Here is a 25,096-nt window from a genome sequence, read left to right as displayed (position 1 = left end):
CCATAGGCTCCCGTCTCAATTTCTGGCTGGCAGAAATTACATGTTCGCGATGATCGCGTCACCAAACTCTGAACATTTCAGCAGTTTAGCGCCATCCATCAGACGCTCGAAGTCATAGGTCACGGTCTTAGCAGCGATAGCGCCTTCCATGCCTTTAACAATCAGGTCTGCAGCTTCGAACCACTCCATATGACGCAGCATCATTTCTGCGGACAGGATAACGGAACCTGGGTTCACTTTATCCTGACCCGCATACTTAGGTGCAGTACCGTGGGTTGCTTCGAACAGTGCGCACTCATCACCGATGTTCGCGCCAGGTGCGATACCGATACCACCAACCTGTGCCGCCAGGGCATCAGAGATGTAGTCACCGTTCAGGTTCATACAGGCGATAACGTCGTATTCTGCTGGACGCAACAGGATCTGCTGCAGGAAGGCGTCAGCGATCACGTCTTTAACGATGATCTCTTTGCCAGTGTTTGGATTCTTGAACTTCATCCATGGACCGCCATCGATCAGCTCGCCGCCGAACTCTTCTTTCACCAACTGGTAGCCCCAGTCTTTGAATGAGCCTTCGGTGAACTTCATGATGTTGCCTTTGTGAACCAGGGTCAGAGAATCACGATCGTTGGTAATGGTGTACTCAACCGCAGCACGCACCAGACGTTTAGTGCCCTCTTCAGAGCACGGCTTCACGCCGATACCACACTGCTCAGGGAAGCGAATTTTCTTCACGCCCATCTCTTCGCGCAGGAACTTGATCACTTTGTCCGCTTCTGGCGTGCCCGCTTTCCACTCGATACCCGCATAGATATCTTCTGAGTTCTCACGGAAGATCACCATGTCGGTATCTTCTGGGCGTTTAACCGGGCTTGGAGTGCCGGTGTAGTAGCGAACCGGACGCAGACACACGTACAGATCCAGCTCCTGACGCAGCGCCACGTTCAGAGAACGAATACCGCCGCCAACTGGCGTAGTCAGTGGGCCTTTGATGGCAACGCGGTACTCTTTGATTAAATCGAGGGTTTCTTGCGGCAGCCAGACGTCCTGGCCGTAAAGTTCTACTGATTTCTCACCAGTATAAATTTCCATCCAGGAAATTTTGCGCTCGCCGTTGTAGGCTTTCTTCACAGCGGCATCAACCACTTTCAGCATAACAGGGGAAACATCAACGCCGATGCCATCACCTTCGATGTAAGGAATGACTGGGTTATTCGGAACAGTGAGTTTGCCCTGAACCAGGGTGATTTTTTGACCTTCCGCCGGAACAACTACTTTGCTTTCCATCAACCTCTCCTTCGAGCGATTTTTTGTTAATGATTTGTAAGATGCGGGTCAATACTACTTGAATATTTCCGCTACGCCAATCACCGCAGTTTCGCGTTATAATGCGCCGATTGTTTCTGACTGCAAAGCCCATGCGAAAAACTTCTCAACGAATTCACCAGGATAAGCGTCCAAACACCGCAGCACGCCAGCCCGTGCGCCGTGACACACGTCCAAAAGGACCGCGACGCGTCATACTCTTTAACAAACCTTTCGATGTTTTACCGCAGTTCAGTGATGAAGCGGGACGCCGCACGCTCAAGGATTTCGTGCCGGTTAGCGACGTTTATGCCGCCGGCCGCCTCGATCGCGACAGCGAAGGTTTGATGATTCTGACCAACGATGGCGCGCTACAGGCGCAACTTACGCAGCCCGGAAAGCGCACCGGAAAAATCTATTATGTGCAGATTGAAGGTGCACCACAGGAATCAGATTTATCCCTGTTACGCAACGGCGTCACCCTCAATGATGGACCCACGCTGCCTGCTGGCGTGGAATTAGTCACTGAACCAGAGTGGCTGTGGCCGCGCCAGCCGCCGATCCGCGAGCGTAAAGCGATCCCGACCAGTTGGTTGAAAATCACCCTGTACGAAGGACGTAACCGTCAGGTGCGGCGCATGACGGCGCATATTGGTTTTCCCACCTTACGCCTGATTCGCTTTGCCATGGGCAAATATCAACTGAACGATTTAGCCCTGGGAGAGTGGCGCGATGTCAGTGCCAACGTTTAGATCACGACTTTTCAATAACTTTTAGTTAACAATTTCGGAGGAAGGATGTTTAAACCTCATGTAACCGTAGCCTGTATTGTGCAGGCACAAGGCGAATTGCTGGTGGTTGAAGAGCGTGTTCACGGCCGCATTACCTGGAATCAGCCGGCGGGTCATCTCGAAGCCAATGAAACGATTTTAGAAGCGGCGCAGCGTGAGTTGTTTGAAGAGACCGGCATTGACGCTCAACCTGAGTATTTCCTCGGTGTGCAGCAGTGGATCGCGCCTGACGATACACCTTTTGTGCGTTTCCTGTTTGGCCTCGATCTGCCAGAAAAATGCGAGACGTCCCCGCACGATCGCGACATCGATTGCTGCTGGTGGCTGCCGCCAGAGCAGATTCTGACGGCGAATCGCCTGCGTTCACCGCTGGTCGCTGAGAGTGTACGATTGTGGCAGCAAGGCGCACGTTATCCGCTGCAACTGGTGGCGCCGTTCCAATGGCCGTTTCACGAAGGTGCGCGCCCGGCTTCGGCATGATAGAATGCGCCGCCTGTTTTTATCGTAATTAAGAGTGCGTCATGTCTGACAACAGCCAGAAAAAAGTGATCGTCGGGATGTCCGGCGGCGTCGATTCTTCCGTATCCGCCTGGTTACTGCAACAGCAGGGCTATCAGGTTGAAGGCCTGTTCATGAAGAATTGGGAGGAAGACGACGGCGAGGAGTATTGCACCGCCGCTGATGATCTGGCTGACGCTCAAGCCGTGTGTGACAAGCTCGGCATGAAACTGCACAAAATCAACTTCGCCGCTGAATACTGGGACAACGTGTTCGAACACTTCCTGGAAGAGTACAAAGCGGGCCGCACGCCAAACCCCGATATTCTGTGCAATAAAGAGATTAAATTTAAAGCCTTCCTGGAATTCGCGGCTGAAGATCTCGGTGCAGACTTCATCGCCACCGGCCACTATGTGCGCCGCGCCGATGTGAATGGCACCAGCCAGTTACTGCGCGGTCTCGACGGCAATAAAGATCAGAGTTACTTCCTCTACACCCTGAGTCATGAGCAGATTGCGCAAAGCCTGTTCCCGGTAGGTGAGTTGGAGAAACCCGAAGTCCGTCGTATCGCTGAAGAACTGGATTTGATCACCGCGAAGAAGAAAGACTCGACCGGCATCTGCTTTATCGGCGAGCGCAAATTCCGCGACTTCCTTGGTCGTTACTTACCTGCACAACCGGGCGAAATCGAAACTGTTGAGGGTGAGATTGTCGGTGAGCACCAGGGGCTGATGTATCACACGCTGGGTCAGCGCAAAGGATTGGGTATTGGTGGTCGCAAAGAGAGCAATGACGATCCCTGGTATGTGGTCGACAAAGACGTCGCACGCAATCGCCTGGTGGTGGCTCAGGGTGCGGAACATCCACGCCTGATGTCTGTGGGTCTGATTGCTCAGCAGCTGGATTGGGTCGATCGCCAAACGATGACGGCCCCGCTGCGCTGCACGGTGAAAACCCGTTATCGCCAGACCGATATTCCATGCGAAATTATCCCGCTCGATGCCGAGCGTATTGAAGTGCGTTTTGACGAGCCGGTTGCGGCCGTCACGCCTGGCCAGTCGGCCGTATTTTATCTGGGTGATGTTTGCCTCGGCGGCGGCATTATTGAACAGCGCCTGCCATTGGCAGAAGCCTGAGGTCGGCGCTGCCGACGCGATGACAGGAGTTAAGCGTGGCCAAGAACTATTATGAGATAACGCTCGCGCTGGCGGGTATTTGTCAGTCCGCGCATCTGGTGCAGCAATTAGCGCATCAGGGCAGTTGCAACAATGCCGCATTAACCGTGTCGCTGCGCAGCCTGCTGGATCTGAACCCCGGCTCAACGCTGGCGGTATTTGGCAATGATGAAGCGAATCTGCATCTCGGCCTGGAATCGCTGATGGCGGTGTTGAACAGCGGCAGCCGCCAGGGTGCCGGGGCCGAACTGACACGTTACACCCTGAGTATGATGGTGCTGGAGCGCAAATTGCACGGCAACAACGCGGCGCTGAACACCCTTTCTCAGCGTATTGCGCAGCTTGATCGCCAACTCGCGCATTACGAGCTGGAATCTGAAACCATCACCAGTGCCATGGCAGGGATTTATGTCGATGTCATTAGCCCACTGGGTCCGCGCATTCAGGTCACCGGTTCGCCGCAGGTATTACAGAATTCTCAGGTACAAAGCAAAGTACGCGCTACCTTGCTGGCAGGCATTCGTGCCGCTGTGTTGTGGCAGCAGGTTGGCGGTGGCCGCCTGCAGCTAATGTTCTCGCGCCAGCGTCTGCTGCGTGAAGCCAAAACCATTTTATCCCGGTTGGGCCCGGCGTATTAAGCGCCGCCCTGCCCTAATTTGTTAACGATTCAGGAGTTGCACTGATGGAATTATCCTCTCTGACCGCCGTCTCACCTGTCGATGGCCGTTATGGCGATAAAGTCAGCCCGCTGCGCGCCATTTTCAGCGAATACGGTTTGCTGAAATTCCGCGTTGAGGTTGAAGTTCGCTGGTTACAGAAACTGGCTACGACCGCAGAGATCAAGGAAGTTCCTGCATTTGATGCTGACGCAAACGCTTTCCTTGATGCCATTGTCGCCAGTTTCAGCGAAGAAGACGCGGCGCGCATTAAAACCATCGAACGCACCACCAACCACGACGTTAAAGCGGTTGAGTACTTCCTGAAAGAGAAAGTGGCCGATATCCCTGCGCTGCATGCGGTATCCGAGTTCATCCACTTCGCCTGTACTTCTGAAGATATTAACAACCTTTCTCACGCGCTGATGCTGGAAACCGCTCGCCGTGATGTCATCGTGCCTTTCTGGAACAAAATCATCGATGCGGTGAAAGGTCTGGCGCAGGAGTATCGCGATATCCCGCTGCTGTCGCGTACTCACGGCCAGCCTGCTACGCCATCCACCATGGGTAAAGAGATGGCTAACGTCGCTTACCGTATGGAACGTCAGCTGCGTCAGTTGAGCAAAATCGAAGTGCTGGGCAAAATCAACGGCGCGGTCGGCAACTATAACGCCCACATCGCTGCGTATCCGGAAGTGGACTGGCATCAGCTGAGCGAGCAGTTTGTCACCTCACTGGGCGTCACCTGGAACCCGTACACCACGCAGATCGAACCGCATGACTACATCGCAGAACTGTTTGATTGCATCGCGCGTTTCAACACCATCCTGATCGACTTTGACCGTGATATCTGGGGTTACGTAGCTCTCAATCACTTCAAGCAGAAAACCATCGCGGGCGAAATTGGTTCTTCCACCATGCCGCATAAAGTGAACCCAATTGACTTTGAAAACTCAGAAGGCAACCTCGGTCTGGCGAATGCGGTGATGCAGCACCTGGCGAGCAAACTGCCGGTTTCCCGCTGGCAGCGCGATCTCACCGACTCTACCGTACTGCGTAACCTCGGCGTCGGCGTGGGCTATGCGCTGATCGCTTATCAGGCGACGTTGAAAGGTATCTCTAAACTGGAAGTGAACCGCGATCGTCTGCTGGACGAACTGGATCACAACTGGGAAGTGCTGGCCGAGCCGATCCAGACCGTAATGCGCCGCTACGGTATCGAGAAGCCATACGAAAAACTGAAAGAGCTGACGCGTGGCAAACGTGTAGATGCAGCCGGTATGCAGGCCTTCATCGACAGTCTCGAACTGCCGGAAGAAGAGAAAGTGCGTCTGAAGCAGATGACACCGGCCAACTATCTCGGCCGCGCCATTCAGATGGTTGATGATTTAAAATAATCATTAAGGGTGTGCCTGCGCGCACACCCTACCCTTTCCCTCAGGCAGTCGAGCACCAGCAAATCGGCAAGTGCATCAATCCCTTGTTGCCTGTGTCCGAAATGAATGCTCGCCGCTTTTTGCTGCTGTCGTTCAAACGATGACAATCAAGTGTTGTTCTCTTGTTTAGCTCGCTTAACATATACTCTTGCCATCATCACTTAGTTTGAAGGTAAGGAAATTCTATGCGTGTTCTGGTTGTGGAAGATAATGCACTGCTGCGTCATCATCTCGCCGTGCAGTTACGTGAAATGGGTCATCAGGTGGATGCTGCCGAAGATGCCAAAGAAGCCGACTATTTCCTGCAGGAACACATTCCCGACATTGCGCTGGTCGATTTAGGCTTGCCTGATGAAGATGGCATGTCGTTGATTCGTCGCTGGCGCGGCGATGCTGTGCGTCAACCGATTCTGGTGTTGACGGCACGTGAAGGCTGGCAGGCTAAAGTGGAAGCACTTGAAGCCGGTGCCGATGACTACGTCACCAAACCTTTCCATATCGAAGAAGTCGCTGCACGTTTGCAGGCGCTGATGCGTCGCAACAGTGGACACGCTTCGCAGATCATTGCGATGCCGCCGTTCCAGGTTGATCTGTCACGTCGCGAAGTCACCGTCAATGATGCACCGGTCAAACTCACCGCCTTTGAGTACACCATTGTAGAAACCTTGATCCGCAACGCCGGAAAAGTGGTCAGCAAAGATTCGCTGATGCTGCAACTCTATCCCGATGCCGAACTGCGCGAGAGCCACACCATTGATGTTTTGATGGGACGCCTGCGTAAAAAGATTCTTGCGCTCCATCCGACCGAAGTGATTAACACCGTGCGCGGCCAGGGCTATCGCTTTGATCTCTGATTTATGAATTGGCTGAATCGCTTACGTCCTTTCTCATTACGCGCCCGGTTTTTACTGGCGACTGCCGCTATTGTCCTGTTTCTGTCGCTCTCCTACGGCATGGTAGCCGTAGTCGGCTATGTGGTGAGTTTCGATAAAAACACCTATCGCGTGATGCGCGGCGAGAGCAACCTGTTCTTCACCCTGGCGCAATGGCAAAACAATAAGCTGACCATTGCCCAGCCAGAGCGGATGACGCTCAATTTCCCGACGCTGGTGTTCATCTACGATGAACACGGCAAGTTGCTGTGGCAGCAGCGTGATGTGCCTGACATCCGCAAAAACATTCGGCGTGAGTGGCTGCTCAAGCCCGATTTTTATGAAATCGACACCACAAATCGCACCAGTCTGGCCGCCATCGGCAACAACTCCGAGGTCAAAGAGCGGTTACATCAACTGGACAGCGACAACAACGACACCTTTACCCACTCGGTCGCCGTCAACCGTTACGATGCCACCACCAACTTACCGGCACTGACCATCGTCGTGGTGGATTCCATCCCTCAGGAACTGCAGCACTCGGATGTGGTGTGGTCATGGTTTAGCTATGTGCTGGCAGCAAACCTGCTGTTAGTGATTCCGCTGCTGTGGCTGGCCGCGCACTGGAGCCTGCGCCCTATTGGTGATTTAACCGCGCAGGTGCGTGAACTGGAAACGGGTCATCGCGAGAATCTGGATGACAATCCACCGCAGGAGTTGCGCAGCCTGGTGCGAAATCTCAACCTGCTGCTGACCAATGAGCGCCAGCGCTACACGCGTTATCGCACCACCCTGTCTGATTTAACGCACAGCCTGAAAACCCCGCTGGCGGTGTTGCAGAGTACCTTGCGCTCCCTGCGCAGCGGCAAGGAGCTAACCGTGGAGCAGGCCGAGCCGGTGATGCTGGAGCAGATTAGCCGTATTTCACAACAAATTGGCTACTACCTGCATCGAGCCAGTATGCAGGCCGATCATAATCCGCTGCAGCGCGATCTGCATTCGGTGTCGGCACTACTGGATAGCCTTTGCTCGGCGCTGAATAAGGTTTATCAGCGCAAAGGGGTCGAAATCACCCTGGATATCTCCCCCGAGTTGACCTTTATCGGCGACCAAAATGACTTTATGGAAGTGCTGGGCAATGTGCTGGATAACGCCTGCAAATACTGCCTGGAATTTATTGAGGTCAGCGCACGACAAACCGATAAGGCACTGCATCTGTTTATTGATGATGACGGCCCCGGCATTCCTGAAAGCAAACGCGATCTGATCTTCGTGCGCGGTCAGCGTGCCGATACGTTACGTCCCGGCCAGGGCCTTGGCTTAGCCGTGGTCCGCGACATCCTCGAACAATACGCCGGTAAGGTGATCGCCAGCACCAGCCCACTAGGCGGTGCCCGCATGGAAGTGATTTTCCAGCGTCAGGAAGTTGAACATCACCGCGAGTAGAAAGGCCTGCGGGCTGTTATACTTGCCTGCATTCATGGCCCTAACCGGAACACTCGTATGGACTATCAGCTCGATATTAACTGGCCCGACTTTATTCAGCGCTACTGGCAAAAACGTCCGGTGGTGCTCAAGCGTGGTTTTAAAAACTTCATTGATCCCATTTCTCCTGATGAGCTGGCGGGTCTGGCGATGGAAAACGAGGTGGACAGCCGCCTGGTGAGCCATAACAACGGCAAATGGCAGGTTAGCCATGGTCCGTTTGAAAGCTATGATCATCTCGGCGAGAGCAACTGGTCGCTGCTGGTGCAGGCGGTAAATCACTGGCATGAACCTTCTGCTGCCCTGATGCGCCCGTTCCGCTTCCTGCCTGACTGGCGCATTGACGATCTGATGATCTCTTTTGCCGTTCCGGGCGGCGGCGTAGGCCCGCACTTCGACCAGTATGATGTGTTTATCATTCAGGGCACCGGCCGTCGTCGCTGGCGCGTAGGCGAAAAAGTGCCGATGAAACAGCACTGCCCGCATCCCGATTTGCTGCAGGTTGAGCCGTTTGACGCCATCATCGATGAAGAGATGGAACCCGGCGACATTCTGTACATTCCACCAGGATTCCCGCATGAAGGCTATTCGCTGGAAAATGCCATCAACTATTCGGTCGGCTTCCGTGCACCTAACGGTCGTGAATTGATCAGTGGCTTCGCTGATTACATGCTGGCGCACGAATTAGGCAGCTATCGTTTCAGCGATCCGGATGTGCCGTCGCGTGATTGCCCGTCACAGATTTTGCCTTCTGAAGTGGAAGGAATTCGTCAGGTGATGCTGGATGTCATTAATCAGCCAGAACAGTTTAATCAGTGGTTTGGTGAGTTTATCTCACAGACACGTCACGAACTGGATATCGCACCTCCTGAGCCGCCGTATCAGCCTGATGAGATTTACGATGCGCTGCAGCAAGGCGATGCGCTGACACGTCTTGGTGGCCTGCGCGTGTTAACGCTGGGCGATGCGGTGTTTGTGAATGGCGAGCGCGTGGCGTGCAGCCACCCGGAAGTGCTGGCGGCACTGGCACACAATCAGGTGTTAACGCTGGAAGATTTCGGCGATGCGCTGGACGATCCGTCGCTGCTGGCACAGCTTGCAGCGCTGGTGAACAGCGGCTACTGGTTCTTTGGTGAGTAATCTGTTGCGCTAAAATCGCGCCTCTTTATCACGGCGCGATTTACCACAGATGTTTGCCGCGACAGAGACGCTGTTGACTGCGCCGCCACGTAAGATGTTGATAAAAGGCCTGCTTAGCAGGCCTTTTTCATATTATTTCTTCTCTGCTGCCAGCGCAGACAAGCGCACAATCACATCCACCGCCTGCGACATCACATTTAATGACGCGAACTCGTGTTTACCGTGGTAGTTATAGCCGCCGGTGAACAGGTTCGGACACGGCAAACCTTTCCACGATAGCGCAGAACCGTCGGTGCCACCGCGAATCGGCTTCACCACTGGCTCGATACCGCAATCACGAATGGCCTGCAGCGCCAGCTCAATAATCTGCGGATGTGGCTCAACTTTCTCACGCATATTGCGGTAGCTGTCGCTAATCTCTACTTTCACTGAGCATTCAGCCTGCAGCCCCTTCCCAACGCGCGCAGCAATCTCTTCCAGCAGCTGTTTACGCTGTTCATAACTGTCGGCGTCGAAATCACGAATCAAATACATTAACTCGGCATGCTCAACCGTGCCTTTGATGGTATGCAGATGGAAAAAGCCTTCATAACCGTCGGTGAACTGAGGTTTTTCTTTGGCGGGTAGCTCCGCGTGGAAACGCATTGCCAGATCCAGTGCATTCACCATGACGTTTTTCGCACTGCCGGGGTGCACGTTATTGCCGGTGATTTTCACCATCGCGGTAGCCGCATTGAAGTTTTCAAATTCAAATTCGCCGAGGTCGCTGCCATCAATGGTATACGCCCAGTCCGCAGCAAAACCTTCAACGTCGAAATGAGAGGTGCCGCGACCAATCTCTTCATCTGGGGTAAACGCCACACGAATCGCACCGTGCGGAATATCCTCTTTCACCAGACGCGCCATCGCCGTCATGATTTCAGCGATTCCCGCTTTATCATCTGCGCCCAGCAAAGTTTTGCCATCGGTGGTGATCAGCGTATGGCCAATCAGCTTGTGCAGGATCGGGAACATCACCGGCGAGAGGATTTCATCGCCATTGCCCAGCGCAATATCGCCGCCACGGTAGTTTTCGATAATCTGCGGATTGACGTTTTTAGCGGTGAAATCCGGTGACGTATCCATATGCGAGATAAAGCCGATCACCGGGGTCGGCCAGTCAACGTTGGCGGGCAAAGTGCCCATCACGCAGCAGTGATCGCTCAGGGACACATCAACAAATCCCAGTGCAATCAGCTCTTCCTGTAACTGACGCGCCAGCGTCCACTGCCCTTCACTGCTGGGCACCTGACGCGCCTGCGGTTTTGACTGAGTTTCTACGGCCACATAACTGAGAAAACGCTCAAGTAATTGATCCATTTGTCATCCCTCTAAAGAACCTGCGTTATTATCATGGCGCGTGAGGCGCGCCATGTTGCGTCAAATCATTATCCTTCAGGTTAGCGTTCTCAGCGCAAAGTGCTTAACCAGATATCGTCTTACTTATACAGCCCGCGTAGAAAGGTATGCACAAAATCCGGTACCACCTCACTGGCCAAGCCGTACTGGCTTTCCGCGAACTCATTGCCCACCTGACTCGGCTCCAGATTAAGCTCAACGGTATGCGCACCCTGCAGTTTTGCTTCATGCACAAAACCGGCGGCGGGATAGACATGCCCGGAGGTGCCAATGGCGATAAACAGATTGGCTTTCTCTATCGCCTGATAAATCTCTTCCATGCCGAGCGGCATTTCTCCAAACCACACCACATGCGGACGGAGTCGGGCCGGGAACTGGCAGCAGGTGCAACGATCGTCCGGCTTAACATCTTCCGTCCAATCCAGCACCTGGCCACTGCTTTCACAGCGCACTTTTAGCAATTCACCGTGCATATGCAACACGCGCTGACTGCCTGCCCGCTCATGGAGATTATCAATGTTCTGCGTCACCAACAGGAAGTTGTCGCCCAGCACCTGTTCCAGTTCGGCCAACGCTTTGTGCGCGGCATTTGGCTGAATCTCCGGCTGTTGCAACTGACGGCGGCGCGCATTATAGAAACCCTGCACCAGATCGGGATTACGATGAAAACCTTCTGGCGTGGCGACATCTTCAACCCGATGCTCTTCCCATAATCCGTCGGCAGCACGGAAGGTTTGAATGCCTGACTCGGCGGAGATGCCAGCGCCGGTCAGTACCACGACGCGCGGTTGCGGGTGCGCAGCCAGTTCAGCTTTGCGATCGCGTTCAAAGATGCGCTGGCGAAAGCGCTGATGCACTTTGCGGCGATTTTTCTTGTCGCGGGCGAGTCGTAGGCGGCGGCGCGGTATGCGCATAAAAGCTCCTTATGCTGCGGTGGTTGTCACCGCATGTCGGGTGTTTGGCTCGGGATAATGGTTCCCGATAATAGCGGCTGCGCATGACGGCTGCATGCCACAGACGCTGAAAATGTGCGCAGCCGCGAAGGCGGCTGCGTTTTTTATCATTACTGTCCGCTCAGTACGCGAGCCGGATCGATTCGACTGGCACGCCGCGCCGGATACCAGCTGGCAATCAGGCTGAGCAGGATGGCGGTCACCAGCACCGAAATCACATCAATCCAGTGCAACTCCGATGGCAGGAAATCAATAAAGTAGATATCCCCCGCCAGCAACTGATGACCGGTAAGGTGCTCCAGCCCACGCACGATCGGCGTCAGGTTGAGCGCCACCAGCACGCCCACCACCACGCCGCTGATGCTGCCGAGCAATCCGGCCAGCAAGCCATACCAGATAAAAATGGCGCGGATCAGTCCATCTTTAGCACCCAGCGTGCGCAGCACCGCAATATCACTGCTCTTGTCTTTCACCGCCATCACTAATGTGGAGACGATATTGAAACAGGCCACGCCAATCACCAGCACCATCGCCAGATACATAATCGCGCGTATCATCTGGATATCGCGGTACATGTAACCGTAAGTGCCAATCCAGCTTTTAATGTAGACATAAGAGTGCGTCACTTCACCGGCATCGCGAACCAGTTTTTGTGCCTGGAACGGATCGCTCATCTTCAGCGCAATGCCACTGACGCTGTCACCCATATCGAGATATTTCTGTGCATCCGCCAAGGGTACCAGCGCCAGACTGTGATCCAGCATCCCACTGAGTTGCAGAATGCCCGACACCTGCAGCCGAATACGCTTCGGCTGCAGCAGCTTATTTTCACCGTCGTTATTCGGGATCATGATGGTGATCCAATCGCCCTGCTTCACGTTAAGCGATTTCGCAATGCCGCCACCAAGGATGATCTGCTGTTTATTCGCGCCGAATTGCTGCCACGCATCGCCATCGACAAAGCTCGGTAAAGCGCTCAGGCGTGATTCCTGTTGTGGATCGACACCTTTTACTTGCAGCGCCTGCATCTTCGCGCCGCTCTCAATCAAGCCGGTGAAGTTAACGTAGGGCGCCGCTGCTGCAATGCCGGGCACCTTTTCAATCGGTGCGATCATCGGCTGCCAGTTGCGGAAAGGCTGATTCACCGGTTCGATTTCACCGTGCGGTACCACGGCCAGAATGCGTTTGTTCAGCTCGCGTTCAAAACCGTTCATCGCGCTCAGGCCAATAATCAACACGGCAACACCCAGGGCGATGCCGATGGTCGAGATGATGGAGATCAGTGAGACCATGCCACCACGCCGCCGACCGCGACTGAAGCGCAGGCCAAGCAGCAGGGATAATGACGAACCCATCAGATGGCTCCCAGCGTCAGATGCTCGCTCAGCTGACCGTCGCGCATCTCCATCTGGCGATTCAGACGTTTAGCCAGATTCAGATCGTGCGTCACCACCAGAAATGCGGTGCCCTGCTGCTGATTCAGCTCGCCCAGCAGTTTGAAAATCGCATCGGCATTACGCGCGTCCAGGTTACCGGTCGGTTCATCCGCCATCACCAGGCGCGGACGGTTCACCAGCGCACGCGCGATTGCGACACGCTGACGCTCACCGCCCGACAGCTCAGAAGGACGATGCGCAGCGCGTTTTTCCAGCCCGACCGCTGCCAGCATTTCCAGCGCGCGCGAGGCGGCCTCCGCTTTTGCGGTTTTGCCAATCAGCAATGGCATCGCCACGTTCTCCAGTGCCGTGAAGTCTGGCAATAGATGGTGAAACTGGTAGATAAAGCCCAGCTCGCGGTTACGCAGCTCGGCTTTGGCAGCAGAGGACATCGCATTCAGTGATTTGCCGTCGAACACCACGTCACCCGAAGTGGGCGCATCGAGGCCGCCGAGCAGATGCAGTAAGGTACTTTTACCCGAGCCGGAGCTACCAACGATGGCCGTCAGTTCGCCTGGCTGCAGGCTAAAAGCCACATTGCGCAGCACATCGGTCTGCACGCTGCCTTCCTGATAGCGTTTGCACAGGTCACGACACTGCAACAAAGGGGTATTACTCATAACGTAAAGCCTCAGCGGGTTGAACGGCGGCAGCGCGCCATGACGGATAAAGGGTTGAGAGCAGCGCAACGATCATCGAGACCAGCGCAATCGTGACCACCTGCCAGACGTTGATATCGACCGGCAATGCCGCGCCATCCAGGAACAGGCCAATCACTGGCATCAAATTATTCAGCTGGCTGGCGAGCAGCACGCCGAGCAGCGTACCGAGCAAGGTACCGATAATGCCAGCACTGGCGCCCTGCACCATAAACACCGCGACGATCTGTCGGCGGGTTAAGCCCTGTGTTTGCAGAATCGCCACTTCACCCTGCTTTTCCATGATCAGCAGGCCGAGTGAAGTAATGATGTTAAACGCCGCTACCGCGATGATCAGACTCAGCAGCAGCCCCATCATGTTTTTTTCCATGCGTACCGCCTGGAACAGATCGCCTTTGCGCTCGCGCCAGTCTTTCAGCGTCAGGCCATCCGGCAATTTCTGTTCGCTGAAAGCATCCACATTCAACGGTTTCTCCAGCCACAGACGCCAGCCGGTGATATTCCCCAGTGGATAGCGCATCACGCGGGAGGCATCCTGCTGATTCACCAGAATCTGATAGGCATCGACTTCGCTGTTGGCGGCATAAGTGCCTGCGACGGTGAAGATACGCTGGCTCGGCAAGCGGCCCACCGGCGTAAACTGGCTCACCGTCGGCACCATCAGACGCAGCTGGTCGCCACGTTTAACGCCCAACTGAGACGCCAACTGTTCGCCGAGAATCACATTGTATTGGCCCGGTTGCAGCACGTTCTGTTGCGTGTTCACAAGATAAGGGGTGAGCGGATCTTGTTCGTCCGGGTTGATGCCCAGCATCACGCCCACTGAGACATTGCGCGCGCTTTGCAGCACCACATCAGCGGTCGTCAGCGGGGCCACACGCGTGACGCCCTGCAGTTTGAGGCTCTCCGCCGTCACCTGTTGTGGATTGATGCTGCCTTTGTCGCTGGTGACCAACGCTTGCGGCATCAGGCCGAGGATATTGCCCTCCAGCTCACGCTCGAAGCCGTTCATCACCGACAGTACGGTGACCAGCGCCAGCACGCCCAGCGTGATACCGATGGTCGAAAGCCAGGAGACGAAGCGACCGAAGCGGTCTGAGGCACGTCCACGCATGTAGCGCAAACCGATGAATAACGCGACTGGTTGATACATGAGATCCGTCTTGGCAGTTGCCTGAAAATAAGTAGTGGGATGATAAAGGAGCAGCCCTGTTTATGAAACCTCTAACCCTCTGAGTCTGTGGCAAAGTTGCATCCAAATACGTCGCAATCTGCGTCAATGCATAAAATTGCGACAAAATAATGATACTTATTGTGCGTTTATTAGGCATACCCTACGGTAGACTTCTCCATGTAGCACAAATTTATGTCCAGCCGGCACCGCAGTATGCCCGTTTAATCAGCACCGCAGTCAGCCCAAAGATTTCGTGCTGTGGCAAGGCGGCAAGCCTGCTAATCCCCAGGAGCTTACATCAGTAAGTGCCTGGGGTTAGTAGGCGCAGCCAACGCCGCCACGGTGCGAAAGATGCCGGGCGAAAAGGAGTATACCCATGTTCAGATTTCCGAAGGGCAGTATCGTGAAACACAAATCGGGAGAAATCAGAGGCGAGATCGTCAACGTCTTTGAACAGGGAGATGCGGCAACCGGCTATTACGTGAAGTGGGACGACGGCAATCACAGCTATCATCTGGAAAAAGAGCTGTCCTGGGCTAACGTCGATCGTCCGCGCATGCACTACACACAGCAATCAAGTAAGTGAACGGGGTTCGCAGACGCAGCTAACGCGGCCACAGCGCGAAGTACGAAGGGCGATGAGAAATAGCACCGCGACAGATGATCCTGGGGGCGGATTATGGAATGATGACGCCCTGGAATCCAAGGAGAGAATGTCGAGTCCTTATGTCGGAACAGAGTCGTTATACCCTGCCTGCGAAAGCGGGCGATCATCGTCAGCTCGGCGAACTGATTGGCGCCGCGCAGGCGGTTGAGTGCGCCAGTATCACCGAACGCCACCCGGGTCCGGTGCTGATGATTACGCCGGATATGCAATCTGCCCTGCGTCTGCAGGAGGAGATTCGCCAGTTCACCGATCTGCCGGTCACCAATCTCGCCGACTGGGAAACGCTGCCTTACGACAGCTTCTCGCCGCATCAGGACATTATCTCTGCCCGTCTTTCGACCCTTTATCAACTGCCCAATCTGACGCGCGGCATGCTGATTATGCCGGTCAACACGCTGATGCAGCGCGTCTGTCCGCACAGCTTCCTGCATGGCCATGCGCTGGTGATGAAGCAGGGGCAAAAACTCTCACGCGATGCGCTGCGTGATCAGCTGGAGCAGGCTGGCTATCGCCATGTCGATCAGGTGATGGAGCACGGCGAGTACGCCACGCGCGGCGCGCTACTGGATCTGTTCCCGATGGGCAGCGATCAGCCCTATCGTATCGACTTCTTTGATGACGAAATTGACAGCCTGCGCCTGTTCGATGTGGATAGCCAGCGCACGCTGGAAGCGGTTGAGGCTATCAATCTACTGCCTGCACATGAATTTCCGACGGATAAAGCGGCGATTGAGCTGTTCCGCAGCCGCTGGCGCGAGCTATTTGATGTGCGACGCGAGCCGGAGCATGTCTATCAGCAAGTGAGCAAAGGCACGCTGCCTGCCGGGATCGAATACTGGCAGCCGCTGTTCTTTGAGCAGGAGTTGCCCACCCTGTTCAGCTATCTGCCTGCTAACACGCTGGTACTCAACAGTGGCGATCTGCACGGCAGCGCCGATCGCTTCTGGCAGGATGCTAACGCGCGTTTCGACAATCGCCGCATCGATCCTATGCGCCCGCTGCTGGAGCCTGCAACGTTGTGGCTGCGCCCGGACGCGTTGCTCGGCGAACTGAAAGCCTGGCCACGCATGCAGCTCAGCAGCGAAACGCTGCCAGAAAAAGCCGCCAATACCAATCTCGGCTATCAACCGCTGCCGGAACTGACGGTGCAGGCCCAGGCGAAAGCGCCACTCGATCTGCTGCGTCAGTTCATGGAGCAGTTTGATGGGCAGATCATTTTCTCAGTAGAAAGTGAAGGCCGTCGTGAAAGCCTGCAGGAATTGCTGGCGCGCATCAAACTGCGCCCACAGCCGATTGAACGCTTTGAAGAAGCCGCCAAACAGCCGCACAGTTTAATGATTGGTGCCAGCGAACGCGGCTTTATTGATAGCACGGGCCATCGCGCGTTGATTTGTGAAAGCGACCTGCTGGGTGAGCGTGTCAGCCGTCGTCGCCAGGATAATCGCCGTACCATCAATCCCGATGTGTTGATCCGCAATCTCGCCGAGCTACATCCCGGCCAGCCGGTGGTGCATCTGGAACACGGTGTGGGCCGTTATATTGGCCTGACTACACTGGAAGCCGGCGGCATTGTCGCGGAATATCTGATGCTCTCCTATGCGGGCGACGCCAAGCTGTACGTGCCCGTTTCATCACTGCACCTGATCAGCCGTTATGCGGGTGGCGCGGATGAGAATGCCCCGCTGCACAAGCTGGGCAGCGATGCCTGGTCACGCGCACGCCAGAAAGCGGCGGAGAAAGTGCGTGATGTGGCGGCCGAACTGCTGGATATCTACGCCCAACGCGCGGCCAAAACCGGCTTCGCCTTTAAGCACGATCGCGATCAGTATCAACTGTTCTGCGAAGGCTTCCCGTTTGAGACTACGCCGGATCAGGGCCAGGCCATTAATGCGGTGCTGAGCGACATGTGCCAGCCGCTGGCAATGGATCGTCTGGTGTGCGGTGACGTAGGCTTTGGTAAAACTGAAGTGGCGATGCGCGCCGCCTTCCTCGCGGTGGAGAATGCCAAACAAATCGCCGTGCTGGTGCCCACCACCCTGCTGGCGCAGCAGCATTACGATAACTTCCGCGACCGTTTCGCCAACTGGCCAGTGCGCATTGAGATGCTGTCCCGCTTCCGTAGCGCCAAAGAGCAGAGCCAGGTGCTGGAACAGGCACGTGAAGGCAAAGTAGATATTCTGATCGGCACGCATAAGTTGCTGTCAAACGACCTGAAATGGCACGATCTCGGTCTGTTGATTGTCGATGAAGAGCACCGCTTTGGCGTGCGTCACAAAGAGCGTATTAAAGCGATGCGCGCGGACGTTGATATCCTGACGCTCACTGCTACCCCCATCCCACGTACGCTGAATATGGCGATGAGCGGCATGCGCGATCTGTCGATCATTGCAACACCGCCAGCCCGCCGTCTGGCAGTGAAAACCTTTGTGCGCGAGTACGACAGCCTGGTGGTGCGTGAAGCGCTGCTGCGTGAAATTTTACGCGGCGGTCAGGTTTACTATCTCTACAACGATGTTGAGAACATCGAAAAAGCCGCACAGCGTCTGGCGGAGCTGGTGCCGGAGGCCCGCATCGCCATCGGCCACGGCCAGATGCGCGAGCGCGAGCTGGAACGGGTGATGAATGATTTCCACCACCAGCGTTTTAACGTGCTGGTGTGTACCACCATCATCGAAACCGGTATTGATGTGCCGAGCGCCAACACCATCATCATTGAGCGTGCTGACCACTTTGGCCTGGCGCAGCTGCATCAGCTGCGTGGCCGCGTCGGGCGCTCACACCATCAGGCCTATGCCTGGCTGTTAACGCCGCATCCAAAAGCCATGACCACTGATGCGCAGAAGCGTCTGGAGGCGATTGCCTCGCTGGAAGACCTGGGCGCGGGCTTTGCGCTGGCGACGCATGATCTTGAGATTCGCGGTGCCGGCGAGCTACTGGGCGAAGATCAGAGCGGCCAGATGGAAACGATCGGTTTCACGCTGTATATGGAACTGCTGGAAAACGCCGTGGATGCCCTGAAGGCCGGGCGCGAGCCGTCGCTGGAAGATCTCACCAGCAACCAGACCGAAATCGAACTGCGCATGCCTGCGCTGCTGCCGGATGACTTTATCCCGGACGTGAACACGCGTTTGTCACTCTATAAACGCGTTGCCTCAGCCAGTGACGAGCAGGAACTGGCTGAGCTGAAGGTTGAGATGATCGATCGTTTTGGCAAGTTGCCGGATGCGGCGCGCAACCTTCTGGATGTGGCGGCTTTACGTCTGGTGGCGCGAGAACTTGGCGTGCGTAAAATTGAAGCCAGTGAAAAAGGCGGATTCTTCGAATTCGCGCCACAGAATCATGTCGATCCCGGTTGGTTGATTGGCCTGCTGCAAAAAGATCCTAAACAGTGGAAGTTGGATGGTCCAACCCGTCTGAGATTCACTCGTGATTTGGAAGAGCGCAAAGTGCGGATGGAGTGGATTCAGAGCTTCATTGCCGAACTGGCGAAGAATCGGATTTAGCGTCCTCAGCCGCATCTCGCCTGGCGAAGCGATACATTGCGCTTCTGCATGCAACATGGTGGCTATCGGGACGCGAGATGAATCTCGCCGCGCCGGTTTACACCATAAAAAAAGCGCCTTACGGCGCTTTTTTCGTTACTGCTGCTGTGACGTGTCTTTGCCCAATCAGGCCTGATTCGAATTCAGGATCAGCTGACCATTACGGTCAAGCGGAATGCGGGTGCCAGGGTCATTTTCCATGCGGATTTTGCCCTGCTGGTCGCCTATTTTATAGGTCACATCATAACCCAGCATTTTTTCCTGTTTGTCATAAACGGTTTTGCAACGCTGCTCGTTGGTGGTGTAGGTATCACGATCCTGCAGTGCCCCCTGCACCTGGTTACCACCGTAACCGCCCGCCAGCGCGCCCGCTACCGTTGCGACATCGCGCCCACGACCGCCACCAAACTGGTGACCGAGCACGCCGCCCGCCACTGCACCCAGTACCGAACCGGCGATGCGGTTCTCATCCTGTACCGGACGACGATGCGTTAACGTCACGTTGCGACACTCCTGTCGCGGTTGTTTAATGCTCTCTTTGATCGGCGTAGCCGAGAGAACTTGTGCATACTGCGGGCCGCGATCAAAGACATCCATGCTGGCGACTGCGGCAACCCCTAACGCTGCTGCCACGCCGATACCGATACCCGCTAACATTGATTTATTCACAGGAATGTCCTCCTGAATGTTGTTACCGCGCATTCCTGCCGCTACGAAATCCTGTGTAGCCGAGGCATAACCGGCGTGCGCGCCGCGCCGTGTTTGTGGATATAAGTTTTACAGATGGTCCGTAATTGCAACATCAGATTAATGGAGGAAACGCAGCGGAAAGCCGTCAGGGCCAGTTTTTCGGAGAGTTCTGAGAGAGGCTGAAATACCGCCGTAACCTTAAACTGAATTGTCGTTTTTCAGCGGGTTACGGCAGGCAGAGCGGCATCGGGCGGCAGAGGACCGCCCGAAAACATTAGTGCAACTTGAGGCGAGGACGCAGCACGCGGTTCAGGCTACCGACCAGCATCATCAGGCCGGTTTTGAAGTATCCATGGAGCGCAATCTGGTGCATGCGATATAGAGAAATGTAGACGAAACGCGCAATGCGCCCTTCTACCATCATCGAGCCGCGCATCAGGTTACCCATCAGACTACCCACGGTGGTGAAGCGCGACAGTGATACCAGGGAACCGTGGTCTTTATAGACGTAGGCTTTGAGCGGTTTGCCTTTGCGTTGCGCCAGAATATTTTCCAGCGCGCGTGACGCCATCTGGTGTGCAGACTGCGCGCGCGGTGGCACAAAACCGCCGCCCGGCAGTGCGCAGGAGGCGCAGTCACCAATCGCGTAGATGTCATCATCCAGCGTGGTTTGCAGCGTGTCTTTCACCACCAACTGATTGATGCGGTTGGTTTCCAGCCCGCCAATCTCTTTCATAAAGTCCGGCGCTTTAATACCGGCAGCCCACACCATCAAGTCAGCATTAATAAATTCGCCGCCTTTGGTATTGAGCCCCTCTTCTGTTGCGCTGGTCACCATGGTTTGCGTCAGGACGCGCACGCCGAGCTTGGTCAATTCCTGGTGTGCCGCAGCAGAAATGCGAGGTGGCAATGCTGGCAGAATACGCTCACCGGCTTCCACCAGCGTCACGTTCAGTGCAGAGCTATCAAGGCCTTTGTAGCCATAGCTGTGCAGCTGCTTCACGGCATTATAGAGTTCTGCTGACAGCTCAACGCCGGTGGCACCGCCGCCGACAATCGCAATGTTCACTTTTTCCAGGCTACCTTCACTGGCGGAGAAGCGCAGGAACAGGTTAAGCATCTCGTTGTGGAAACGACGAGCCTGATGCGGGTTATCGAGGAAGATGCAGTGTTCTTTCACACCCGGAGTGCCAAAGTCATTGGAAGTACTGCCCAGCGCCATCACCAGACGGTCATAAGCCATCTCGCGCTGCGGTACCAGTAATTCACCGTTAGCATCGCGGATTTCCGCCAGCTCAATGGTTTTGTTTTCGCGGTTGATTTGCGTCAGCGAACCCAGCTGGAACTGAAAACCGTGATTACGCGCGTGCGCCAGATAGCTCAGGGCATCGATCCCTTCGTCCATCGAACCGGTTGCCACTTCATGCAACAATGGCTTCCACAGATGGCTGTGGTTGCGATCGACGAGAATAATCTCGGCTTTCTTGTTCCTGCCCAGCTTGTGACCGAGCTGCGTTGCCAGCTCTAAGCCGCCGGCACCACCGCCAATAATGACGATTTTTTCCATAGATGTAGTCAACAAAGACCCCCTCAAAGTTGTAAACCAATAGTTAATTAATGGTTACTAAAAACCTTAATAAACATAGGGTTGGCGACGTTAAATCGCGAGCTGAGGGCAGAATATCACGGCGCTAACGACATATCATAAGAAAATTGATGTACATCAATCTTTCAAGCGCATTATCAGAATGTTAAACGTTTTGTGCGCCGCATCACACGGCGCGCGGAGGCTCAGGCAAGGGATTTAAAGGCCTTAATGCGGTGTAAATGCAGCGAGATGTTCTTGAATTTATGGCTGGCCTGTTCGTCCCACACGATTTCATAGAAAGGATGCAGTTGTGCGGCCGTGCGCTGATTATCCAGCGCCTCGTCATGGCGGGACAAAATGGTCAGGCAGCGATCGCGATTCTTTTCACGAAAATCACTGACGCACTTGGTGGCGATATCCAGATACTCTTCCGGACGATCAATCTTGCCTTCCATGTTCTCATACGGGAATAGGTTGGGATTGAAAATCACCTGACGCATACCGCAGAGAAAACCGATACGTTCGGCCCAGTAACCACCCAGCCCCACCCCGCAAATCAAGGGATACGCATCACCGCCCTGCTGCTGCAATTTATCGCACTCTTTCAGCAGAAACTGCATGTCATGTTTGGGGTGCTGCGTGCTGTAACTGATGAGTCTGACGTCCGGGTCAATAAACTGCAGTTGCAGCACTTTTTCGTGGTTGCCCGGACTGTTGGAATCAAAACCGTGCAGATAGATGATCATGATTATCCTCAGCGTGGAATGAAATCCGGGCAGCGACGCTTATCTGCCCGACGCTTTATGCTCCAGCCAGCGCTCCTGTAATGCGCTCAGCTGATGATGATTCTGCTTCCAGCGTTCACTGGATTGCAGCGCTTCTCGGGTATAACGCCCCTGATGGTATAACTGCGTCACACGTTCCGCCTGGATCGGCGTCAAGTTATCCAGCACACTCACCGCTCCGGCGCGCTGATTGCACACCAGGATCATGTCGCAGCCCGCATTGAGCGACTGCTGCGCGCGCTCAGCATAACTGCCCATTACCGCAGCACCTTCCATCGACAGATCGTCGGAGAAAATCACCCCGTTAAAACCGAGTTCTTTACGCAACACGGTTTGCAGCCAGTAAGGTGAGCCGCTGGCAGGTAATGGATCGATCTCAGTATAGATAACGTGCGCCGGCATCACGGCATCCAGCAGTTGCTCATCAATCAACTGCTTAAAGATCGCCATATCATGCTGGCGCAGCGTGGCGGCATCGCGCGGATCGCGCGGGGTCTCTTTGTGGGAATCAGCACTCACCGCACCGTGACCGGGGAAATGCTTGCCAGTGGTTTTCATGCCGGCTTCGTGCATGCCGTTGATAAAACGGCGAGCAATTTGCAATGCAATCGCGGGATCTTCATGGAAGGAACGGTCGCCAATCGCCGCGCTGATGTGGCCAATATCCAGCACTGGCGCAAAGCTGATGTCGATATCCATCGCGATCATTTCCGCTGCCATCTGCCAGCCCGCCTGCTGGGCGACTTCACCCGCCGTGGCGATATCATGCAGGGCGGCAAAAGATTGCATCGCGGGGAGTTTGGTAAAGCCTTCACGGAAGCGCTGCACCCGTCCGCCTTCCTGATCCACCGCGACCACTAAGCGATTGCGCGAAGCAGCGCGAATCTGTCGTACCAGTTCCGCCAGCTGATCCACATCGTGGAAGTTGCGGGCAAACAGAATCAGTCCGCCCACCAGCGGATGCTTCAGAATCTCGCGCTCTTCGGCGTCGAGTTCGTAGCTTTCAACATCCAGCATCAGCGGGCCGGGAGTATGCATGGTCATGGTTACAATCCTGAGTTAAAGATCCTGCCAGCTGGCCTGCGCCAGCTGTTGTAAATGAGGGTCACCGCTCTGCTCAGCACGCAGCTGATACCAGCTCGCCATCAGCAGATGCAGCCACGGCTGCCAGCGCCGCATATGTCGCTTAAGTCGCGCTTCGTTAAGCTGGCTGCGTTGCGCGTAACCCGCAATCCAGTCGATTGGGTGTTCACCATCGACCGCGCAGAGCGCCGCGAGTTCCAATGCCACATCGCCATCGGCAGCATATTCCCAATCGATGAGACGTAAGCCGTCTGACGTGGCTATCACATTGCCCGCGTGAACATCCATATGAATCGGCACGAGGCGTAACGGCCGGGGTTCACCCTGCCTGATCAGGCGCTGCAGTTGATGTTGCCAGCGCCAGTGGCGTTGCTGGCACAGCTGCCAGTAGTGTTGCAACAGCGGTGTCAGTCGCAAGCGATAGCCTGTCAGCGGCTGCTGATGCAGGCGATGCAGCAAGGTGAGCACCGCGTCGCGCTGTTGATTGAACTGCGCGGGCGTCAACACATCACCAGGCAGCCAGCTCTGTAAAAGCCAGGGATGGTACCAATCCAGCGGTGTCGGCCCGAGTTGCGCAGCACGCATTCGACGCAAGATGCGATATTCGCGTTGGCGATCAACAAACGGGAGCGGTTGCTGCGGCGCACGACGCGCCAGCAGCTCACCCTGCTCGGTTTTCACCCGCACACTGTTGCCACTCAATCCCGGCAGCGCGAAAAAATGACCGGCAGCTTGCGCCGTCGGCCATTGTTGCTGAATCCGTTGTTGCAGTATGGGATCAGGGTTGAGCAATACCATTGCCTGACCAGATAATTTCACCGGTCTGCACCAGCATCAGCTGCATCTGCAGCGTTGGCGCTTTCACATCGCCCTGAGCACTGCTGTAAAGCACATACTGCGCGTTGACATTACGTGCCAGGCCAATGGCTTTGCTGCGCGAATTGAGGCTGTCATCGGCGGATAAGCCCAGCGTCTGTTTTGCCTGTGCCAGCTGTTCTGGCGTTACCAAAGTGAATTTGCCGTTGTTCGCCAGCGCATTCTGAATCGCATCGGTGGCTTTATCACTCTGCAACGAACCGTTGGTGCTGTTCTTGATGCGATCCACCAGCAGCACGCTGCCTGGATTCACACCGGCAGACTGCACCATGTTCCCCACTAACGGCTGCACGCTGGCATTCCAGTTAATGGTTTTGAGTTTTGGCGGCTGCGGCACCGTTTCCGGCGGCGGTACCGGCTGCACAGGAGGCTGCTCCGGTTGAGTTGGCGTCGTCGGCTGGGTCGGTTCAACCGGCGCTGGGGTTTGCTGTTTCACCACACAACCGGTGAGCATCAACGCAAATAACAGCGCGCTGGAACGTTTTACACTGCGAATCACAGGTTACTCCTCAGAGATAAAGATAGAGACGCACCTTACTGGCGGTCAGGTTACCGATTTGCGAGACAACTTCTGTGCTGCCATGCGCCGGGACGATTTGAGTTTGAGCCGGCTCTTCCGGTGTTATCTCCAGCCCCTTCTCGTCGTACCAATAAAAACGATAGTGAACGGTCACCGGCGTTTCCCGCTGATTATAGAGCACACTTGAGGCACGCATCTGCCCATCACGGCTGGCCAGCGCAGGTTCGTCGGTAATGATGCCCGCAGAAAGCACGGAAGATTCCATTACCAGCGATTGCGAGGTGTTGATCATCGGTTTGTCACTGCTGCACCCGACAAGGGTCAGCAACAGCAGGCCACTCAGCCATTGACGCATCACAAGGTCCGC

23 protein-coding genes are annotated in these 25,096 nt (G+C 55.2%); 10 read left to right on the top strand and 13 right to left on the bottom strand.

The features are described 5' to 3' along the window. Positions 1 to 36 precede the first annotated feature (36 nt). Complete coding sequence (gene icd / locus AC1MDE_RS08295) at positions 37 to 1,287, bottom strand: NADP-dependent isocitrate dehydrogenase (protein WP_038647536.1); 1,251 nt, start codon at positions 1,285 to 1,287, stop codon at positions 37 to 39. 131 nt (positions 1,288 to 1,418) lie between these two features. Between icd and rluE the strand changes: the two genes are divergently transcribed. The 8 genes from rluE to AC1MDE_RS08255 all read left to right on the top strand — a co-directional run bounded on the left by rluE (position 1,419) and on the right by AC1MDE_RS08255 (position 9,358). Beyond that, positions 1,419 to 2,057 carry a 23S rRNA pseudouridine(2457) synthase RluE gene (gene rluE, locus AC1MDE_RS08290; protein WP_236699797.1) on the top strand — a complete coding sequence of 213 codons (639 nt, stop codon included), beginning with the start codon at positions 1,419 to 1,421 and terminating at the stop codon, positions 2,055 to 2,057. A gap of 45 nt (positions 2,058 to 2,102) precedes the next feature. After that, positions 2,103 to 2,576 (top strand): NUDIX domain-containing protein, encoded by a 474-nt coding sequence (locus AC1MDE_RS08285; protein ID WP_097119197.1) that lies wholly within the window; start codon positions 2,103 to 2,105, stop codon positions 2,574 to 2,576. 41 nt (positions 2,577 to 2,617) lie between these two features. After that, the gene (mnmA, locus tag AC1MDE_RS08280) at positions 2,618 to 3,730 is read left to right on the top strand and encodes a tRNA 2-thiouridine(34) synthase MnmA (protein WP_097119196.1); all 1,113 of its coding nucleotides are present in this window, start codon (positions 2,618 to 2,620) and stop codon (positions 3,728 to 3,730) included. A 35-nt stretch (positions 3,731 to 3,765) separates the two neighbouring features. Beyond that, complete coding sequence (hflD, locus tag AC1MDE_RS08275) at positions 3,766 to 4,407, top strand: high frequency lysogenization protein HflD (RefSeq protein WP_200571356.1); 642 nt, start codon at positions 3,766 to 3,768, stop codon at positions 4,405 to 4,407. Between the two features lie 44 nt (positions 4,408 to 4,451). After that, positions 4,452 to 5,822 (top strand): adenylosuccinate lyase, encoded by a 1,371-nt coding sequence (purB, locus tag AC1MDE_RS08270; protein ID WP_480344466.1) that lies wholly within the window; start codon positions 4,452 to 4,454, stop codon positions 5,820 to 5,822. A gap of 224 nt (positions 5,823 to 6,046) precedes the next feature. After that, complete coding sequence (gene phoP / locus AC1MDE_RS08265) at positions 6,047 to 6,715, top strand: two-component system response regulator PhoP (protein ID WP_034822036.1); 669 nt, start codon at positions 6,047 to 6,049, stop codon at positions 6,713 to 6,715. Positions 6,716 to 6,718: 3 nt separating this feature from the next. Continuing rightward, positions 6,719 to 8,179, top strand: a complete 1,461-nt coding sequence (gene phoQ, locus AC1MDE_RS08260) for a two-component system sensor histidine kinase PhoQ (protein WP_058962308.1) — start codon at positions 6,719 to 6,721, stop codon at positions 8,177 to 8,179. 57 nt (positions 8,180 to 8,236) lie between these two features. Beyond that, a complete protein-coding gene (locus AC1MDE_RS08255; protein ID WP_034822040.1) occupies positions 8,237 to 9,358 on the top strand; it encodes a ribosomal protein uL16 3-hydroxylase in 1,122 nt (373 codons plus the stop codon). Positions 9,359 to 9,490: 132 nt separating this feature from the next. Here the strand turns inward: AC1MDE_RS08255 and pepT are convergent, their stop codons facing one another. The 5 genes from pepT to lolC form a co-directional block, all read right to left on the bottom strand. Next, positions 9,491 to 10,717, bottom strand: coding sequence for a peptidase T (gene pepT / locus AC1MDE_RS08250; RefSeq protein ID WP_045813882.1), 1,227 nt, complete (start codon positions 10,715 to 10,717; stop codon positions 9,491 to 9,493). Positions 10,718 to 10,836: 119 nt separating this feature from the next. Next, positions 10,837 to 11,670, bottom strand: a complete 834-nt coding sequence (gene cobB / locus AC1MDE_RS08245) for a Sir2 family NAD+-dependent deacetylase (RefSeq protein ID WP_034822045.1) — start codon at positions 11,668 to 11,670, stop codon at positions 10,837 to 10,839. A 149-nt stretch (positions 11,671 to 11,819) separates the two neighbouring features. After that, a complete protein-coding gene (lolE, locus tag AC1MDE_RS08240; RefSeq protein WP_479400997.1) occupies positions 11,820 to 13,064 on the bottom strand; it encodes a lipoprotein-releasing ABC transporter permease subunit LolE in 1,245 nt (414 codons plus the stop codon). Continuing rightward, entirely contained in the window at positions 13,064 to 13,765 is a 702-nt protein-coding gene (gene lolD, locus AC1MDE_RS08235; RefSeq protein WP_034822051.1) for a lipoprotein-releasing ABC transporter ATP-binding protein LolD, read from the bottom strand. The genes lolE and lolD overlap by 1 nt, the downstream gene beginning before the upstream one ends. Continuing rightward, positions 13,758 to 14,957 carry a lipoprotein-releasing ABC transporter permease subunit LolC gene (gene lolC / locus AC1MDE_RS08230; protein ID WP_479398300.1) on the bottom strand — a complete coding sequence of 400 codons (1,200 nt, stop codon included), beginning with the start codon at positions 14,955 to 14,957 and terminating at the stop codon, positions 13,758 to 13,760. Before lolC ends, lolD begins: the two co-directional genes overlap by 8 nt. A gap of 397 nt (positions 14,958 to 15,354) precedes the next feature. On the opposite strand from lolC, the gene AC1MDE_RS08225 reads away from it, so the two are divergent. Together AC1MDE_RS08225 and mfd are read left to right on the top strand one after the other, a co-directional pair. After that, positions 15,355 to 15,564, top strand: coding sequence for a hypothetical protein (locus AC1MDE_RS08225; RefSeq protein WP_034822057.1), 210 nt, complete (start codon positions 15,355 to 15,357; stop codon positions 15,562 to 15,564). A gap of 140 nt (positions 15,565 to 15,704) precedes the next feature. After that, positions 15,705 to 19,148: a transcription-repair coupling factor gene (gene mfd / locus AC1MDE_RS08220; protein WP_058962428.1), complete on the top strand. Its 3,444-nt coding sequence runs from the start codon at positions 15,705 to 15,707 to the stop codon at positions 19,146 to 19,148. Positions 19,149 to 19,313: 165 nt separating this feature from the next. Here the strand turns inward: mfd and AC1MDE_RS08215 are convergent, their stop codons facing one another. The 7 genes from AC1MDE_RS08215 to AC1MDE_RS08185 form a co-directional block, all read right to left on the bottom strand. Beyond that, a complete protein-coding gene (locus tag AC1MDE_RS08215) occupies positions 19,314 to 19,856 on the bottom strand; it encodes a glycine zipper 2TM domain-containing protein (protein ID WP_034822117.1) in 543 nt (180 codons plus the stop codon). 295 nt (positions 19,857 to 20,151) lie between these two features. Beyond that, complete coding sequence (locus AC1MDE_RS08210; RefSeq protein ID WP_479398297.1) at positions 20,152 to 21,456, bottom strand: NAD(P)/FAD-dependent oxidoreductase; 1,305 nt, start codon at positions 21,454 to 21,456, stop codon at positions 20,152 to 20,154. A gap of 212 nt (positions 21,457 to 21,668) precedes the next feature. Further along, positions 21,669 to 22,211, bottom strand: coding sequence for an alpha/beta hydrolase YcfP (ycfP, locus tag AC1MDE_RS08205; protein WP_479398295.1), 543 nt, complete (start codon positions 22,209 to 22,211; stop codon positions 21,669 to 21,671). A gap of 39 nt (positions 22,212 to 22,250) precedes the next feature. Next, entirely contained in the window at positions 22,251 to 23,294 is a 1,044-nt protein-coding gene (gene nagZ, locus AC1MDE_RS08200; RefSeq protein WP_058959572.1) for a beta-N-acetylhexosaminidase, read from the bottom strand. A 15-nt stretch (positions 23,295 to 23,309) separates the two neighbouring features. Next, entirely contained in the window at positions 23,310 to 24,152 is an 843-nt protein-coding gene (thiK, locus tag AC1MDE_RS08195; protein WP_374754035.1) for a thiamine kinase, read from the bottom strand. Further along, positions 24,112 to 24,708, bottom strand: a complete 597-nt coding sequence (gene lpoB / locus AC1MDE_RS08190; RefSeq protein WP_034822075.1) for a penicillin-binding protein activator LpoB — start codon at positions 24,706 to 24,708, stop codon at positions 24,112 to 24,114. The genes thiK and lpoB overlap by 41 nt, the downstream gene beginning before the upstream one ends. Before the next feature lie 10 nt (positions 24,709 to 24,718). After that, positions 24,719 to 25,084: a YcfL family putative periplasmic lipoprotein gene (locus AC1MDE_RS08185; RefSeq protein ID WP_166931791.1), complete on the bottom strand. Its 366-nt coding sequence runs from the start codon at positions 25,082 to 25,084 to the stop codon at positions 24,719 to 24,721. Positions 25,085 to 25,096: the final 12 nt, after the last annotated feature.

It is taken from the genome of Pantoea folii (genome assembly GCF_056678875.1).
This window is presented reverse-complemented; position numbering and strand designations above follow the sequence as displayed.